General features: G+C 68.0%; 12 protein-coding genes and 1 tRNA gene. 5 read left to right on the top strand and 8 right to left on the bottom strand.

Going from position 1 to position 16,342, the window contains the following annotated elements:
- Positions 1-77: 77 nt before the first annotated feature.
- From Strain318_RS10515 to dnaK, 6 genes are all read right to left on the bottom strand, one after another.
- On the bottom strand, positions 78-1,001 hold the full coding sequence (locus tag Strain318_RS10515) for a carotenoid biosynthesis protein (protein WP_367885657.1): 924 nt from the start codon (positions 999-1,001) through the stop codon (positions 78-80).
- Complete coding sequence (locus Strain318_RS10510; protein WP_367885656.1) at positions 1,001-1,996, bottom strand: phytoene/squalene synthase family protein; 996 nt, start codon at positions 1,994-1,996, stop codon at positions 1,001-1,003. Before Strain318_RS10510 ends, Strain318_RS10515 begins: the two co-directional genes overlap by 1 nt.
- Positions 1,996-3,594, bottom strand: a complete 1,599-nt coding sequence (locus tag Strain318_RS10505) for a phytoene desaturase (RefSeq protein ID WP_367885655.1) — start codon at positions 3,592-3,594, stop codon at positions 1,996-1,998. The genes Strain318_RS10510 and Strain318_RS10505 overlap by 1 nt, the downstream gene beginning before the upstream one ends.
- 48 nt (positions 3,595-3,642) lie before the next feature.
- Positions 3,643-3,724: transfer RNA gene (locus Strain318_RS10500), tRNA-Leu, on the bottom strand.
- 149 nt (positions 3,725-3,873) lie between these two features.
- Positions 3,874-5,403, bottom strand: a complete 1,530-nt coding sequence (locus Strain318_RS10495; protein ID WP_367885654.1) for a Do family serine endopeptidase — start codon at positions 5,401-5,403, stop codon at positions 3,874-3,876.
- Between the two features lie 117 nt (positions 5,404-5,520).
- On the bottom strand, positions 5,521-7,452 hold the full coding sequence (gene dnaK, locus Strain318_RS10490) for a molecular chaperone DnaK (RefSeq protein WP_367887952.1): 1,932 nt from the start codon (positions 7,450-7,452) through the stop codon (positions 5,521-5,523).
- Between the two features lie 160 nt (positions 7,453-7,612).
- On the opposite strand from dnaK, the gene Strain318_RS10485 reads away from it, so the two are divergent.
- The 5 genes from Strain318_RS10485 to Strain318_RS10465 all read left to right on the top strand — a co-directional run bounded on the left by Strain318_RS10485 (position 7,613) and on the right by Strain318_RS10465 (position 13,633).
- Positions 7,613-8,389, top strand: a complete 777-nt coding sequence (locus Strain318_RS10485) for a rhomboid family intramembrane serine protease (RefSeq protein WP_367885652.1) — start codon at positions 7,613-7,615, stop codon at positions 8,387-8,389.
- Positions 8,390-8,531: 142 nt separating this feature from the next.
- The gene (locus Strain318_RS10480; protein WP_367885651.1) at positions 8,532-9,143 is read left to right on the top strand and encodes a DUF47 domain-containing protein; all 612 of its coding nucleotides are present in this window, start codon (positions 8,532-8,534) and stop codon (positions 9,141-9,143) included.
- Positions 9,144-9,151: 8 nt separating this feature from the next.
- Positions 9,152-10,183 (top strand): inorganic phosphate transporter, encoded by a 1,032-nt coding sequence (locus Strain318_RS10475; protein WP_367885650.1) that lies wholly within the window; start codon positions 9,152-9,154, stop codon positions 10,181-10,183.
- Positions 10,184-10,187: 4 nt separating this feature from the next.
- Entirely contained in the window at positions 10,188-12,377 is a 2,190-nt protein-coding gene (gene ppk1 / locus Strain318_RS10470) for a polyphosphate kinase 1 (RefSeq protein WP_367885649.1), read from the top strand.
- Between the two features lie 50 nt (positions 12,378-12,427).
- Positions 12,428-13,633: a porin gene (locus Strain318_RS10465; protein ID WP_367885648.1), complete on the top strand. Its 1,206-nt coding sequence runs from the start codon at positions 12,428-12,430 to the stop codon at positions 13,631-13,633.
- On the opposite strand, the gene Strain318_RS10460 is transcribed toward Strain318_RS10465, so the two are convergent.
- Together Strain318_RS10460 and pstS are read right to left on the bottom strand one after the other, a co-directional pair.
- Positions 13,634-15,250 (bottom strand): Ppx/GppA phosphatase family protein, encoded by a 1,617-nt coding sequence (locus Strain318_RS10460; protein ID WP_367885647.1) that lies wholly within the window; start codon positions 15,248-15,250, stop codon positions 13,634-13,636.
- Positions 15,247-16,341 (bottom strand): phosphate ABC transporter substrate-binding protein PstS, encoded by a 1,095-nt coding sequence (gene pstS, locus Strain318_RS10455; protein ID WP_367885646.1) that lies wholly within the window; start codon positions 16,339-16,341, stop codon positions 15,247-15,249. Before pstS ends, Strain318_RS10460 begins: the two co-directional genes overlap by 4 nt.
- Position 16,342 lies beyond the last annotated feature (1 nt).

Here is a 16,342-nt window from a genome sequence, read left to right as displayed (position 1 = left end):
GGGACGAATCAGAGCAATCCGCCCCGCCCGGGCGAGGTTCGCCGAGGCGGGGCGGGGGGCTGCCTGAGCCTTGAAAACTAAGCGGTGGCGGGATTGGCTCCAAGGGCGGCGCCAGCCCGCTTCCGGGCCCGCAGCACCAGCCACAGCGGGGCCCCCATCGCCAGCACGCCAAACACCACCGCCCACCAGTAGCCGTGACGGGCCACCGTCGCGATCGGCATGATGCCGTTCGTCGCGTACAGGATCAGCGGGAAGGCGGTCAGGGCCGTGGTCTCCTTCCACTTGGTCGGCGGCACCAGCATGAGCATCAGGCGGCTCACCACCACGCCGGTGATGTACCAGCCCACCCAGTTCGACAGCGGCATGCCGTAGAAGATCGGCGCCTTCAGGAAGGTCGGCACCCAGGCTGCGAAGTTCTCCAGCTCCCAGACCCAATGCGGCGGCTGCACGTTCGTCATCTGCACTTCCATCGGCACGTCCCAGGCCGTCAAGAAGGCACCCGCGACCAGCGCCCAGCGCCACTTCGTCGCCGACGAATCATCCGTGGTCATCAGCCGCGCGCAGAACACCAGGCAGCAGTACAGCATGTAGTACCACGAGATCGGGATCGGGTACGGCACATCCCCGGCGATGCGATACCCCAGCATCTCGGTGTAGTGATACGGCCCGAACGGGAATCCGATGTTCGTGCCACCCAATTCACTCAGCAGCGCGACGCCGCTGGCGACCACGAACAGCGCCAGAGCCTTGCCCCAGCCGAAACGCGGCGCCGAATGCAGCAGCACGGCCGCCGTACCGAGCAGGATGTAGACCTGGCCGGAGTACTTCCAGCCGAGCGCGTACACCTTGGCGGTGTAGGGGCCCTGCATCCACACCGGGAACTCACCGGCCAGGATGGTCACCATCGCTGCCGTGGCGAAGGCGATCAAGGCCAGGTGACCCCAGAGGAATCCCTGGGCCACGCGGTCGAGCGGATAATCGTCGAGTCGGGTCTGCGACATCAGCCGAGCACCATCTCCTCGGGGCGCGAGAGCTGTCGCGCGCCCCATTCAATCACCGGTCCTTCCGCCTCGGCGGGCGGTACTTCCGCGCCCGAGCGCCAGATAGTCCAAAGCAGCCCGGCACGCGCCCAGTTCCCCACACGCGCCCGCGTCGTGATGGAGTCGTAGCCGTTCGCCTCGATGGCCCCGAGGATCGCCTCGTAGCCATCGGCGCAGGCCCGCGCGCAGCGCTGCGCATCGGGTTCGAGCAGCGCGATGCCCGGCGATGCCGCACGGTACAAGGCGCGCGCGCGCGCGACCTCGTGGCGCATCATCGCCACCCACTTCGGATCGTCCTTGATCGTCGGGTCGTGCAGCACGCGCTCCGCGCTCAGGCCGAAGGCGGCGAGCACGTCGTCCGGCAGGTAGCAGCGGTCGATGCGCGCGTCCTCGCCGACGTCGCGCAGGATGTTCGTCACCTGCATGGCCACGCCGAGGGTGCGCGCGTACTTGATGGCGCGCTCGCGCACGGATTCGTCGCCGCTGACGCCGAAGATGTAGGTGCACATCGCGCCGACGGAGGCCGCGACGCCTTCGCAGTACAGCGAGAGTTCCGCCCAGGTCGCGTAGCGCTGCGGCTGCACGTCGCGCGCGACGCCGTTGAGCAGCTCCTCGAGCACGTCCGCCGGCACGCCGTATTCGCTGACGCAGCGCCAGAGCTCGCGGAACACCGGGCCGTCGGGATTGCCGTTGATGGCCTCCGCCACGCCCGCGCGATACGCATCGAGCTCGGCCTGCAGGTGCTGCGGATCCTTGCCGCGATTGCGGTCGACGATGTCGTCGGCCAGGCGGCAGAACGCGTACACCGCGAAGGCCCCGCGCCGCTTCCGCGGCGGCAGGAAGCCGCTCGCCAGCGCGAAGGTGCGGGCATGCGCGCGCGTGATCGACTCGCAGTGCTGGGCGTCGCTCTTCGCCAGCGCGGCGTCGTCCTCCCGGAGGAAGCCGGGGAGCACCATCAGCGCGCGCCCTCGGCTGCGATCGTGCCTGCGCCGCCGGCTTGCTCATTCGCCACCGCGGCGGCACGCGCCTCACGCTTCGGCGCCGACACCTCCGCGCTGCGCTTCACGCGCACGCGCGACTTGTCCTGTGCCTCGCCGATCAGCTCCGCGACGATCTTGCCGCTCGATATCACACCCGGCAGCCCCGCGCCCGGATGCGTGCCCGCTCCCGCGAAGTACAGGTTTGGGATGTCCTCGCTCTTGTTGTGCGGCCGGAAGTACGCGCTCTGGAAGAGCGTCGGCTGCACCGAGAAGGCAGAGCCCAAGTGGCTCGAGAGCGTGTCGCGGAAATGCACGGGATCGATCCGGTGCTCCGAGACGATGTGCTTCGAGAGGTCCGGCATGTAGCGCTCTTCCAGGTACTGGATGATCGCGTCGCGGTACGCCTGGCCCTGCTTGGCCCAGTCGGTGGGCCCGCCGAGGTGCGGCACGGGCGAGAGCACGTACCAGGAGTCGCAGCCCTCAGGCGCCAGCGACGGATCGGTGGCCGTCGGGCGATGCAGGTACAGCGAGAAGTCCGGCGAGAGCTGCTTCGTCTTGAAGATGTCGTCGAGCAGCCCGCGATAGCGCGGGCCCATGATGATCTCATGGTGCGCGATGTCCTCGTACTTCCGGTTCGTGCCGAAGTAGATGACGAACAGCGACATGGAGTAATCGAGGCCGTCGACCTTTGCGTCCGTCCACTTCTTCCGGTACTTCGGCGCGATGAGCTTCTTGTACGTGAAGGCCACGTCGCCGTTGCTGACCACCGTGTCGGCCGCGAGGACCTCGCCGCCCTGCAGGCGCACGCCCGTCGCCTTGCCCGTGCGGTCGTCCACCATGATCTCATTGACCGGCGTCGAGTAGCGGATCGTGCCGCCGATATCCTCGAAGAGCTTCACGAAGGCCTGCACGAGCGCGCCCGTGCCGCCCATCGCGAACCACACCCCCCACTTCTGCTCGAGGTGGTGGATCAACGCGTAGATGCTCGTAGTCTGAAACGGATTCCCACCCACCAGCAGCGGGTGGAAGGAGAACACCTGCCGGAGGCGGTCGTCCTTGAGGTGCTTGTAGGCGAGGCCTGCCACCGAGCGGTCGGCGCGCAGCTTGATCAGGTCCGGCAGCACCTTCGCCATCGAGCCGATGGTCCCGAAGGGCTTGTCGATCAGCGCCATGCCGGAATCGAACACGGCCTCGCTGGCCTTCAGGAAGTTCAGGTAGCCCGCTTCGTCGCCCGCGCGGAACTCGCGGATCTGCTTGAGCAGGTTCTGGCGGTCGGAGTTGTACGTGAACACCGACCCGTCCTCGAATCGGATCCGATAGAACGGATCGATCGGCACGATCTTCACGTAGTCCGACGTCTTCTTCCCGGCGAGGTCGAAGAGGTCGTCGATCAGCCACGGCGCGGTGATGATCGTCGGGCCCCCGTCGAACGTGAACCCGTCCTGCCGGTACACGTACGCGCGCCCGCCCGCCTGGTCGCGCTGCTCGACGATGGTGACTTCATGGCCCTGGGCCTGCAGGCGAATCGCTGCAGCCAGGCCTCCAAACCCGCTTCCGATGACGACGATACGCATACCACCCCTAACGCCAGAGAACCGCCGCCGGTTCGCGACCCGGGGGAGTGCGAAAGGAGGGACTCGAACCCTCACGCCTTGCGGCACGGGATCCTAAGTCCCGCGCGTCTACCAATTCCGCCACTTCCGCGTACCGGGGAGAAGATACCATGCGGGGGCGGGATTGGCACTACAACAGCAGTTGGAAGTTGGGAGTAGGAAGTTGAAAGAGGGGCACACCGACAAGTCGGCGTGCCCCTCTCACTACTCCCAACTCCCAACTCGTAACTGCAGTTGCAGTTAGTTCACCCTAACGTTCACCACCACCGTGCCCCCGCCTTGTCCCTCCACCCCCCGATACACGAGCAGGGAGAGAATGTCGCCGGGTTTGACACGGTCCAATGCGCGCTGCAGGTCGTCCAAGTTCTGGATCTTCGTCTTCGGCTGCGGGAACAGCACCTCGACGATCACGTCGTTCGGGAACAGGCGCTGGTACGAGGGGCTACCGACTTCTGAGCTGGCCACACGCAATCCGCGATACTGCTCCGGCAAGCGGCGGGCCTGCACGAACTCAGCCGGTACGGCCTCGACACTGATGCCGAGCCGTGAGGTGGTCGGCGCTGGCGCCGTATTACCCGCACGCGCTACACTGCGCGACTCGGTGGGTGCCGCCGCGAGCCGCACGCGGAAGGTGTGGCGCGTGCCGTAGCGCATCGCTTCCAGCTCCACGGTGTCGCCCGGCTTCTTCGCGCGCACGGCGCGCTGCAGGGCACTCACGCGATCCACGTTGCGACCATCGACCTTCGTGATGATGTCGCCAGGCTCGAGGCCGGCACGCCGTGACGGCGAATCCTCGCCGGAGTAGCCGCTGACCTTCACACCTGCGATCTGTCGCAGGCCGGCTACCTGCGCGTCCTCTGGGGTCACTTCGTCAATGCCGACACCGAGCAAGCCGCGTCGGACTTCGCCGTGCGCGATCAGGTCTTCCATCACCAGCTTCGCGAGAGTGATCGGGATTGCGAAGCCATAGCCCGCGTAGAAGCCCGTCTGCGAGGCGATGGCGGTGTTTACGCCGATGACTTCGCCCTTCGAGTTCACCAGCGGACCGCCCGAGTTACCCGGGTTGATGGCCGCGTCCGTCTGGATGAAGTCAGAGATTGAATACTGGTCCTGGTTCAGGCCTCTTAGGCCGCGCCCCTTCGCGCTGACGATGCCCGCCGTGACGGTGAAATCCAAGCCCAGCGGGTTGCCGATGGCCAGCACCCACTCGCCGACGCGCAGCGACTCGTCGTCGCCGAAGGTGAGTGGCGTGAAGTTGCGGCCTTCGATCTTCAGCACGGCGACGTCCGTAGTCGGATCGCGGCCAATCAACTTGGCCTCGTACACGCGGCGATCCTGCATCGCGACGCGGATGCGATCGGCGTCTTCCACCACGTGATTGTTCGTGAGGATGTAGCCGTCGCGGCTCACGATGAAGCCCGAGCCCGAGGACTCCTGCGGCCGCTGCTGCTGCGGGTCCATGCGGAAGAACTCTTCGAAGCCCGGCGGCAGCTGCTGTTGGCCGCCGCGGCGGCGCGGGTTGGCGCTCGGCATGCGCTCCGACTGGATGCTCACCACGGCCGGCGTGATGTACTCGCTGATGCTCACGAAGGCATTCGAGGCATCGGCGATCGAGCGCACTTCTTCCGTGCGCGGCCGCGGCGCCGGCGTGCTACCGCCCTGCGCGAAGATGCGGTCCGTCCAATCCATGGAGGACGCGAAGAACACGCCGCCGACGAAGGCCACCGTGGCGGCTGCAATCAGCTTGCTGCGTGACATACGGAAGGTCATAGGCTGGAAGGTACACAAAAGGGCCGCCGGCGGCGGCCCTTCGATTGGGCGTTCGCCCCACACCCTATAAGTACCGCGATGTGGGGCGATGGTTTCCGACGCGCCGGCGAAACCGTCCTACTTCTTGCTGTCGTCCACGATTTCGTAGTCGGCTTCGACCACGTCGTCCTGCTTGGCGTCGGCCGTTCCCTGACCGTCGGTGGGCGCCGAGGCATCGGCCGGCTGCGCGGCACCGGCGGCATACACCGCCTGGCCCGCCGCCTGGAACGCGGCGGTGAGCTCCTCGAGCGCAGCCTTCACCTCGTTCATGTCCTCGCCGCGGTGCGCCTTGCGGGCGCGCTCCACGGCGGCGTCGAGACGCGTCTTGGCGTCGGCCGGCACCTTGTCGGCCCACTCCTTCGACTCCTTCTCCACCTGGTACGCCAGCGTGTCCAGGCGATTGCGCGTGTCGATCTCCTCGCGCTTCGCCTTGTCCTCGGCGGCGTTCTTCTCGGCGTCCTTCACCATCCGGTCGATCTCCGCGTCCGACAGGCCGCTCGAGGCCTCGATGCGAATCTTCTGCTCCTTGCCGGTCGCCTTGTCGCGCGCCGTCACGTGGAGGATGCCGTTCGCGTCGATGTCGAAGGTCACTTCGACCTGCGGCATGCCACGCGGGGCCGGCGGGATGCCCGTCAGCTGGAACTTGCCGATCGTCTTGTTGTGCAGCGCCAGCTCGCGCTCGCCCTGCAGCACGTGGATCTCGACCGTCGTCTGGTTGTCGTCGGCCGTCGAGAAGGTCTCCGACTTCTTCGTCGGGATCGTCGTGTTGCGCGGGATGAGCACCGTGGTCACGCCGCCCAGCGTCTCGATGCCCAGCGACAGCGGCGTCACGTCCAGCAGCAGCACGTCCTTCTGCTCGCCGGTCAGCACCGCGCCCTGGATGGCCGCGCCCACCGCGACGACCTCGTCCGGGTTGACGCCCTTGTTGGGCTCCTTCTTGAAGAACTCCTTGACGATCTCCTGGATCTTCGGGATGCGCGTCGAGCCGCCGACGAGGATCACCTCGTCGATGTCGGCCGGCGTCAGCCCGGCGTCCTTCAAGGCCTTCTCCATCGGCGGGATCGCACGGCGCACGAGGTCATCCACCAGCTGCTCGAACTTGGCGCGCGTGAGCTGGTAGTTGAGGTGCTTGGGGCCCGAGGCATCCGCCGTGATGAACGGCAGGTTGATGTCCGTGCTCATCGTGCCCGAGAGCTCGATCTTCGCCTTCTCGGCCGCTTCCTTGAGGCGCTGCAGCGCCATCGGGTCCTTCGAGAGGTCGATGGCCTGGTCCTTCTTGAACTCGGCCACGAGCCAGTCGATGACCTTCTGGTCGAAGTCGTCACCGCCGAGGTGCGTGTCGCCGTTGGTGGACTTCACCTCGAACTGGCGGGTGCCGTCCACTTCGTAGAGCTCGAGGATCGAGATGTCGTAGGTGCCGCCGCCCAGGTCGAACACGGCGACCTTCTCGTCCTTCTTCTTGTCCTTGTCGAGGCCGTAGGCCAGCGCGGCGGCCGTCGGCTCGTTGACGATGCGCAGCACCTCGAGGCCGGCGATCTTGCCGGCGTCCTTGGTGGCCTGGCGCTGGGCGTCGTTGAAGTACGCCGGCACCGTGATGACCGCCTTGGACACCGAGTGCCCGAGGTAGTCCTCGGCCGTCTGCTTCATCTTCTGCAGGATCATCGCCGAGATCTCGGGCGGCGTGTAGGTCTTGCCCTGCACCTCGACGCTGACGAGATCGTTCTGGCCGCGCACGACCTTGTACGGCACGCGCGCGCGCTCGGCTTCGACCTCGGCCATCTTGTGGCCCATGAAGCGCTTGATCGAGAACACCGTGTTCGCGGGATTCGTCACCGCCTGACGCTTCGCAATCTGGCCGACGAGACGCTCGCCGTCCTTGCTGAAGCCCACCACCGACGGGGTCGTCCGGCCGCCCTCGGCGTTCGGGATGACGACGGGGTCTCCCCCCTCCATCACCGCGACGACCGAGTTGGTCGTACCCAGGTCGATGCCAATCACCTTGTCTGCCATTCGTTCCTCGGGAAGGTATCTTTTCGGAGTCGGACGCCCGCCAGCTTTCGGCCGCGGACGTAGTTACGTCGATAGTTGACGGCAAGCTCTGGGCCAAAGATTCGTGCCATTTTGACACTCCGAATACCGTGACCAGCCCTCTGGTGACAGGACCGCGGGGATGATTCCTCTCAGCGACGACAATCCGACGGTCCGCATTCCCGTGATGACCATCCTGCTGCTGGCGGGGATTACCAGCGCGTGGGTCATCCTGCAGGGCGCGGGTTTCGACGTCGAGATCCTCGCGATGAGCGTCTGCAACCTCGGCATGGTGCCGGCTGAGCTCACGGGGGCTGCGCCGCTCGGGACGAGCGTGCCGCTGACCCGCACGCTGCTCTGCGTCGTCGATGCGGAGCCCCTGAACTGGATCTCGCCGCTGAGCTCCATGTTCCTGCACGGCAGCTGGGCGCACCTGTTGGGCAACGGGCTGTTCCTCTGGGTGTTCGGGAACAACGTCGAGGACGTGATGGGGCGGGGGCGGTTCCTGCTGTTCTACCTGCTCTGCGGCCTCGCGGCGGCGGCGGTGCATGTCTGGATGCAGCCCGGCTCACCGGTGCCGACCGTCGGCGCATCAGGCGCCATTTCCGGGGCGATGGGCGCGTACTTGGTGCTGTTCCCGCGGGTGCGCGTCCGCATGCTGTTCATCTTCGTGATCTTCTTCCGGATCATCCCGCTGCCGGCGTGGGTGGTGCTCCTGTGGTGGTTCGGGTTGCAGGTGCTGCTCGGTCTGCCGGACCTCGCGGCGCTTCCCGAAACCGGTGGCGGCGTGGCCGTGTGGGCCCATGTGGGTGGCTTCGTGGCGGGTGCGCTGCTGGTGCGCGCGTTTGAGCGCGACGAACTGACCGCACGCAGGCGTGCTATGTTGTTGCAGCGCGGGCTTTTGGACATCCGTCACTGAGGGTCGCGTAACAGTTCTGTTACGGAGGCCCCTAAATAGTTTGCCGTGCCCCCGGGGGGGCGGGTAACTTTGACGGGCTCTAACGACCGACGCATCCGGTCGCCCCAGAACTCTCCACCGACCGCCTAGGGCGGACCCCCACGTGAGATTCCTGCCGAAGGACGAAGGCTTTTTCGGCCTCTTCGATCAGCTCTCGGCGCGCCTGAACTCCTCGGCCGCCTTCCTGCGCGAACTCTTCCAGCATCCCGAGCGGCTCGACGAGCTCGTGGCCAAGGTCAAGGCGGAAGAGCACGCGGCCGACGCCCTCACCTACGAGATCATGCAGCGCATCGATCGCTCGTTCGTGACGCCGCTCGACCGCGAGGACATCCACCTCCTGGCCAACCGCCTCGACAACGTCGTGGACCTCATGGACGGCACCGCCCGTCGCGCCACGATGTTCCACATCAACGAGCGCCGCGCCCCGGCCATCGAGATGATGGACGTGCTGGTCGAGACCTGCGCCGTGCTCGCGCAGGGCGTGAAGGAGATCCGCAACCCGCAGGCCGTGCACAAGGCGGCCCGCCAGGTGAAGGTCCTCGAGGAGAAGGCCGACGCGCTGTACGGCAAGGCCGTGTCCGATCTCTTCGCCGGCAAGCCGGATCCGCTCGAGGTGATCAAGTGGAAGGAGATCTACGACAACCTCGAGCACGCCGTGGATGAGTGCGAGGACGTCGCGAACGTGCTGGAGAGCATCTCCCTCAAGAACTCCTGAGCGTCGCCGTGGTCTGGTATATCCTCGTCATCGTCCTGGTGGCGTTCATCTTCGACTACATCAACGGCTTCCACGACTCGGCGAATTCCATCGCCACCATCGTGGGGACGCGGGTGCTCAGCCCGTTCACGGCCGTCGTGTGGGCCGCGACGTTCAACTTCCTCGCGCTGTTCCTCTTCGACACCAAGGTCGCGAAGACGATCGGCAAGGGCATGATCGACCTCGCCGTGGTGAATCCGGACGTGATCCTCGCCGGCCTGCTCGGCGCGATCACCTGGAACCTCATCACCTGGTGGTACGGCATCCCCTCGAGCTCGTCGCACGCGCTCATCGGTGGCTACGCGGGCGCGGCGATCACCAAGGCGGGCTTCCCGGCGATCATCGCGTCGGGGTGGACCAAGACCATCATCTTCATCGTGGTCTCGCCGCTGGTCGGCATGGCGGCGGGCTGGGCGCTGATGGTCGGCACGATGTGGCTCTTCCGCAACCAGCGGCCGGCCAAGATGGAGCCGCTGTTCCGCGGCATGCAGATCACCAGTTCGGCCCTGTTCTCGCTGTCGCACGGCGCCAACGACGCCCAGAAGACCATGGGCATCATCGTGTCGCTGCTCGTCGCGGGGCAGATGTACTTCGTCGACGAGACCGGCTTCCTCCGGCACTTCTACATCTCGTCGGGCGACGAGATCCCGTTCTGGATCAAGCTCGGCGCGCACTTCGCCATCGCGATGGGCACGCTGATGGGCGGTTGGCGCATCGTGCACACGCTGGGCTCGCGCGTCACGAAGCTGCGGCCCATCGGCGGGTTCTGCGCCGAGACGGGTGGCGCGTCGGCAATCTTCCTTGCGACGTTCCTCGGCATCCCGGTGTCGACGACGCACACGATCTCGGGCGCCATCGTCGGCGTGGGCGCGACGCAGCGCCTCTCGGCGGTGCGCTGGGGCGTGGCCAGCCGCATGATCTGGGCCTGGATCATCACGATCCCCGCCTCGGCGGCGGTCGCGGCGATTTCGTACCTGCTCGTCGCCGCGTTCCGCGGCTGAGCCGATGATCCCGCTGGCCTCGAAGAACCCGGCGTTCCTGAACCGCGAGCTGTCGTGGCTCGAGTTCAACGCGCGGGTGCTGCACGAGGCCGAGGACGAGCGCACGCCGCTGCTGGAGCGCGTGAAGTTCCTGTCCATCTACGGCTCGAACCTCGACGAGTTCTTCATGGTGCGCGTGGCGGGCCTCCGGCGGCAGCTGTCGGCCGGCGTGCTCCAGACGCCGTCCGACGGGCTGACGCCGGCGGAACAGCTTGACCTGATCGACCTGCGGGTCCGCGAGCTCGACGCGCGGGCCCGTTCGCTCTTGCACGGGACGCTGCTGCCCGCGCTCGCGGACGTCGGCGTGCGGGTGCTCGATCCCCGGACGCTCGAGGACGACGAACGCGCCGCGATCGGCACGTACTACGAGGACACCGTCTTCCCGGTGCTGACGCCGCTGGCGGTGGATCCCGGCCATCCGTTCCCGTACATCTCCAACCTGTCGCTGTCGCTGGCGGTGGAGTTGCGAGATCCGGAGAAGGGCGACATCCGCTTCGCCCGCGTGAAGGTGCCGAAGTCGCTGCCGCGCTGGGTGCCGACCGGCCGGCCCAACAGTTTCGTGGCGCTGGAGCGGTTGATCGCGGCGCGGCTCGACACGCTGTTCCCCGGGATGGAGATCCTCGGCGCCTGGACCTTCCGCATCACGCGCTACTCGGACCTCGAGATCTCGCACACCGAGGAGCCGGAAGACCTGCTGGCGACGATCGAGGAGCAGCTCTTCCAGCGTCGCTTCGGTGAAGTGGTGCGCCTCGAAGTGGAGGAGGGGACGCCGGCGCACCTGCAGGAGCTGCTGCTCGACGAGATCCGCGGCAGCGAGGCGCCGGAGATGGCGCCGCTCACTTCGCGCGAGCTGCACATCCCGGGGCCGATGCTCGACCTTTCGGACCTGATGCCGCTGTCGTCGCTGGACTTCCCCGAACACCGCGAGCCGCCGCTGATCCCGGCCGTGCCGCCGGAGCTGCGCGACACGACGCGCTCGATCTTCGACGTGGTGCGTGAGCAGGAGATCCTCGTCCATCACCCGTTCGACTCGTTCGGGGCCTCGGTCGAGACCTTCATCGAGAGCGCGGCGCGCGACGAGCACGTGCTGGCCATCAAGATGACGCTGTACCGCACCTCCGGCGACGGCGCCATCGTGCAGGCGCTCACCGAGGCGGCGCAGCGCGGCAAGCAGGTCGCCGTGCTGGTCGAGCTGCAGGCGCGCTTCGACGAGATCAACAACATCGCCTGGGCGCGCACGCTGGAATCGTTCGGCGTGCACGTGGTCTACGGCCTGCCGGGTCTCAAGACGCACACCAAGACGGCGCTGGTCGTGCGCAAGGAGGCGGATGGCATCCGCCGCTACGTGCACATCGGGACCGGCAACTACAACACGCGCACGGCCCGCATCTACACCGACCTCGGGCTGATCACCTGCGACGAAGCCATCGGGGCCGACATCAGCGAGCTCTTCAACTCGCTCACCGGATACTCGCGCCAGCGCGAGTATCGGCGCCTGATCGTCGCGCCGGTGAACATGCGCGGCCGCATCATGGACCTCATCACCCGCGAGACGGCGCACGGGCGGGCCGGGCGCGGGGGGCGCATCATCGCCAAGATGAACGCCCTCGTCGACTCGCAGATCATCGAGGCCCTATACGAGGCCTCGCAAGCGGGCGTCGAGATCGACCTCATCATCCGGGGCATCTGCTGCCTGCGGCCCGGCGTGGTCGGGCTCTCCGAGCGCATCCGCGTCATCAGCATCATCGGGCGCTTCCTCGAACACTCGCGCATCTGGATGTTCGGCAATGACGGCGCGCCGGAGTACTACTTCGGATCGGCCGACTGGATGCCCCGCAACCTCGATCGCCGAGTCGAGGTCGTGACGCCCGTGGAGCATGCGCTGTTCAAGAAGCGCCTGCAGTCGGTGCTCGAGGTCTGCCTCGCCGACAACCGGCAGGCCTGGGACCTGCAGCCCGACGGCACCTACGTGCAGCGGCACCCGGAGCCCGGTCGCGGCGAACGCGCCACGCACCGGATGCTCCTCCGCGACAGCTGGGGCGGCAGTCGCGAGAGCGGGGCCTTCGTGTTCGAGACCTCGGCATTGCGGCGCGAGGGCGGCGCGCCGGGACGGCCCCCCAGTTCGACGGCGGAGTTTCGGGCGTTCGCGGGCTGAGCGCGTCACGAGGCTTTACGCAACGAACAGGTCACGACAGGTTTCGCGACATGAACCTGTCCATCGTCCGGTCCGCTGCCGTCGCCCTGTGTGTCCTCCCGGCGATCGCGGCGGCCCAGACCACCGCCCCGCGCGATTCCGCCGCCCGCCGCCCGCTCGACTTCACCTCCAAGGGCCTCGTCTTCTCCGGCAGCGACGGCTTCAGCTACCTCGCGTTGCGGTTCCGCATCCAGCAGTGGGCGGTGTTCTCCCGGGACGACGGGGCCGAGGGGCTGAGCAGCGCGACGATGGCGATCCGCCGCGCGCGCTTCCGCTTCGAGAGCGTGGTCTGGGATCCGCGCTTCAAGGTCAACGTGCAGCTGTCGTTCTCGCGCGGCGACATGGACTTCGAGAACTCAGGCTTCCCGAACGTGTTGCGTGACGCGACGGTGAGCTTTCAGGCCACCCCGCAGCTCGTGATCATGGGCGGGCAGACGAAGCTGCCAGGCAACCGGCAGCGCGTGATCTCCTCCGGCGAGCAGCAGTTTCCGGACCGCTCCATCGTCAACGGCGCCTTCACCATCGACCGTGACATGGGGCTGTGGACGACATACACGCGCGGACGCAGCACCCGGCCCGTCATCCTCAGCGCCGCCGTCACGAGCGGCGAGGGACGGTCCGTCCAAACGGGGAATCCTGGTCTCTCCTACACGGGGCGTGTCGAGGTGCATCCGCTGGGCGCATTCACGGGCGGCGGCGACAACTTCGAGGGCGACCTCCTGCGCGAACCGGCGCCGCGCCTGGCGCTGGGCGTGACGCTCAACCACAACGACCAGGCCGAGCGTGCCGGTGGACAACTCGGGCGCTTTCTCTACGCGCCGCGGGACATGGACGTCCTGCTCGCCGACCTGCTGTTCAAATACCGCGGATTCGCGACGGCGATGGAGTTCGGACAGCGCCGGGCGGCCAATCCGATCACGACGTCCGGAGCCTCGACGCGGGCCGTCCTGACGGGCAGCGGGACGAACGTGCAGGCGTCGTACTACTTCCCGCGCGGGGTGGAGATCGGCGCGCGCTGGAGCACGGTGGATCCCCACGCCGATGTGCGGGCACAGTTCGAGCGCCAACGCCAGCAGTCCCTGGTGTTCACGCGGTACTTCCATGGGCACCGCGTGAAGTGGCAGGCGGAAGCCATCCGCGACGACTACCGCAATGGCGTGACCGGTGCGACGCGCGGCGGCTGGACGGCCCGCACGTCCTTCGAGTTCGGGATCTAGTCAGGCGCTGTCGGCGTCGTCCGGCACGTACACCGTGCCGTCCGGCCCGACGATCTCCACCGGCAGGCCCGCGACATCCGCCAGGAGGCCGCTCTTGCGGCTCGCGCCCCAGAGCTCGAGCCGCAGCGGCGCGTTGGCGCGCCGCGGGACCGGCGTCACGCGGATCGCGCGCTCGAGCCAGCGCACCTTCACGCGCTCCACGGCGCGCACGTGACCGCGGTCCAGGCCGTCGGCCACGCGCAGGATGGCGCTGAGGCGTCGGATGCGCTCGCGCGTCTCGCGGTCCAGCGAACAGAACTCCTCGTGCTTGCGCTTGGGCTCGCTGCCGCGGTGGTAGCGCGCCACGTGCGCGATCACGATCTGCTCGTCAGGCGGAATGCCGAGCAGGTCGGCGTGCTGGATCAAGTGGAACGAGTGCTTGTGGTGGCCCTGATAGTTGATGTGGTAGCCCACGTCGTGCAGCAGCGCCGCATCGGAGAGCGTCTGTCGGTCCGCCGGGTCGCAGCCGAGGCGCGTGCCCAACGCATCGAAGAGCTGCAGGGCCAAGGTCCGCACCTGCTGCGAATGCGGCGCCTCGTAGTGGCAGCGTTCGGCGAAGGCCATCACGGAGCGCTCGCGGGCCTCGCCCGGATCGGCGATCACGGCTTTCACGCGCGCCGTCTCGAGCAGCAGTCCCTCGCGGATGCCATAGCCGCTGGCCGCGAGCTCGCGCGGTTCGACGCGCGCCAGGACTTCCGCCGCCACCGCGAGGCCGGCCACGATGATGTCGGCGCGACCGGGGTTCAAGCCTTCGACCGCGAGCCGCTCCTCCGGCGTCATCGCCGCGAGCTGCTCGAGGATGTGTTCCACCTCGTGCCGCGGGATGCGCGTGCCGTGCACGCTGCGCACGCGGATGCCCTGCCGTGCGAGGAACATGCCGGCGAGGTTGGTGAACGTCCCGCCCGAGCCGATGACCTCGGCGCCACGCCAGTCGCGCAGCGGCAGTGCCTTGCGGATCGCCTGCCGCACGTGCTTCCGGAGCTTCTTCACGCCCTTCGGGCCGTTGCCGCCCGCGAGGAACTGCTCCGTCATGCGGATCGCGCCGAAGGGGAAGGTCATCAGCCGCTCGACCAAGCCTTCAGCCGCGAGCGCCAACTCCAGAGAGCCGCCGCCGATGTCCATCACGACCGAGCGGCCGGCGCCGAGCTCGAAGTGCGCCAGCGCCGAGCGGAAGGCGAGCCGCGCCTCTTCCTCGCCGTGCAGCAGACGGACCTTGAGTCCGGTCTCGCGGCGTACGCGGGTCAGGAATCCCTGGCCGTTGGCGGCGTCGCGCACGGCGCTGGTGGCCACCGCCTCGATCCGCTTGGCGCCGAGCTGGCGCGCCAAGGTGCCCATGCGCGTCAGCGCCTCGATGGCTTCGGCCATATGGCCATCGTCGAGGCGCCCGAGTTCGTCGAGGCCGGCACCGAGGCGCGGCGCGGCCTTCATTTCATCGACGACGCGGATGGTGCCGTCGGGAAACACATCCGCGACGATCTGCCGGATGGAGTTGGAACCGATGTCGATGGCCGCGATGCGCTGCTCGCGCTCGTCGCGCGCGCTGCGGTACGGACTCTCGCTCGGCTTCGGGTGCGTCACGGCGTGCGGGGCGAGGGGCAGCGGCCGGGCCGCAGGGCGGCGAGTCGTCGGCGCTGGGCGTCGGCGATCGCGTCGGGCAACGCTGCATAGCCTACTTCCGCCGCGACCGCGGCGCCATCGCCGAGGGCCCAGCGGGCGAAGGCCAGGAAGTGCGCGGCACGCGCCGTGTCGCCAAGCGCCGCATCGGCCACGATGCGGGTGACGCCGACCACCGGATAGGCCACGGCATCCCGCGCGCCGATGACACCGAGTGTGGTGTCGATGCTCGACGCATCGAGTCGCTCACGGGCCGCCGCGGCGATGGACGCCGGGCTCGGTAGCACGAAGGCGCCGGCGACGTTGCGGAGCGCCGCGACGTCGAGGTTCGCCTGCATCGCGTAGGTGTACTCGACGATGCCAAGCGCGCCCGGCTGCGCGCTGATCGCCGCCGTCACGCCTTCATTGCCCTCGACCTGGGCGCCGGCCGCGGTCAGCGCGGCGTCGCCCGACGCCCGCGCGCTCGAGGCGAGATACCGCGCGAACATGGCGCTGGTCCCGGTGATGCGGGCCCGGCGCACAACCGTGATCGGCAGCGGGGGCAGGGCGACGCCGGGATTCAGCGCCCGCAGCGCCGCGTCGTCCCAACGGCGGATGCGGCCGGCGAGGATGTCCGAGAGGACGTCCGCGTCGAGACGCAGCGGCGTCGTCAGGTCGCTCAGGCGATACGCCACCGCGACCGCCCCGAGCACCATGGGGATCTCGACGGGGCCGCAGCGCGCCCGCGCGCGTTCGTCCGCCGTGAGCGGGCGGTCAGAGGCGCCGAAGTCCGCGTTGCCGTCGAGGAGCATGCGGATGCCTTCGGCACTGCCCACCGAGAAGTAGTTGATGCGCACGCCCGTCTCGCGGCCGTAGTCGGCGAACCAGCGGCGATACAGCGGATACGGGAAGGTGGCACCCGCGCCGACGAGGTCGATGCCGCCCGACGGCGTCGGCGGCACGGGTCGCGAGCGGATGTACTCGATGCCGACCGCGAAGCCCACGAGCAGCCCCAGCCAGAGCAGGGCGGCGCCCTGCAGCAGTCCGACGTTGCGACGCGGCGGTCGGGGGTCCATG

Source organism: Pseudogemmatithrix spongiicola (assembly GCF_030623445.1).
Lineage (GTDB): Bacteria > Gemmatimonadota > Gemmatimonadetes > Gemmatimonadales > Gemmatimonadaceae > Pseudogemmatithrix > Pseudogemmatithrix spongiicola.
The sequence above is the reverse complement of the archived record's forward strand: the minus strand, read 5'-3'. Positions and strand labels throughout refer to the sequence as shown.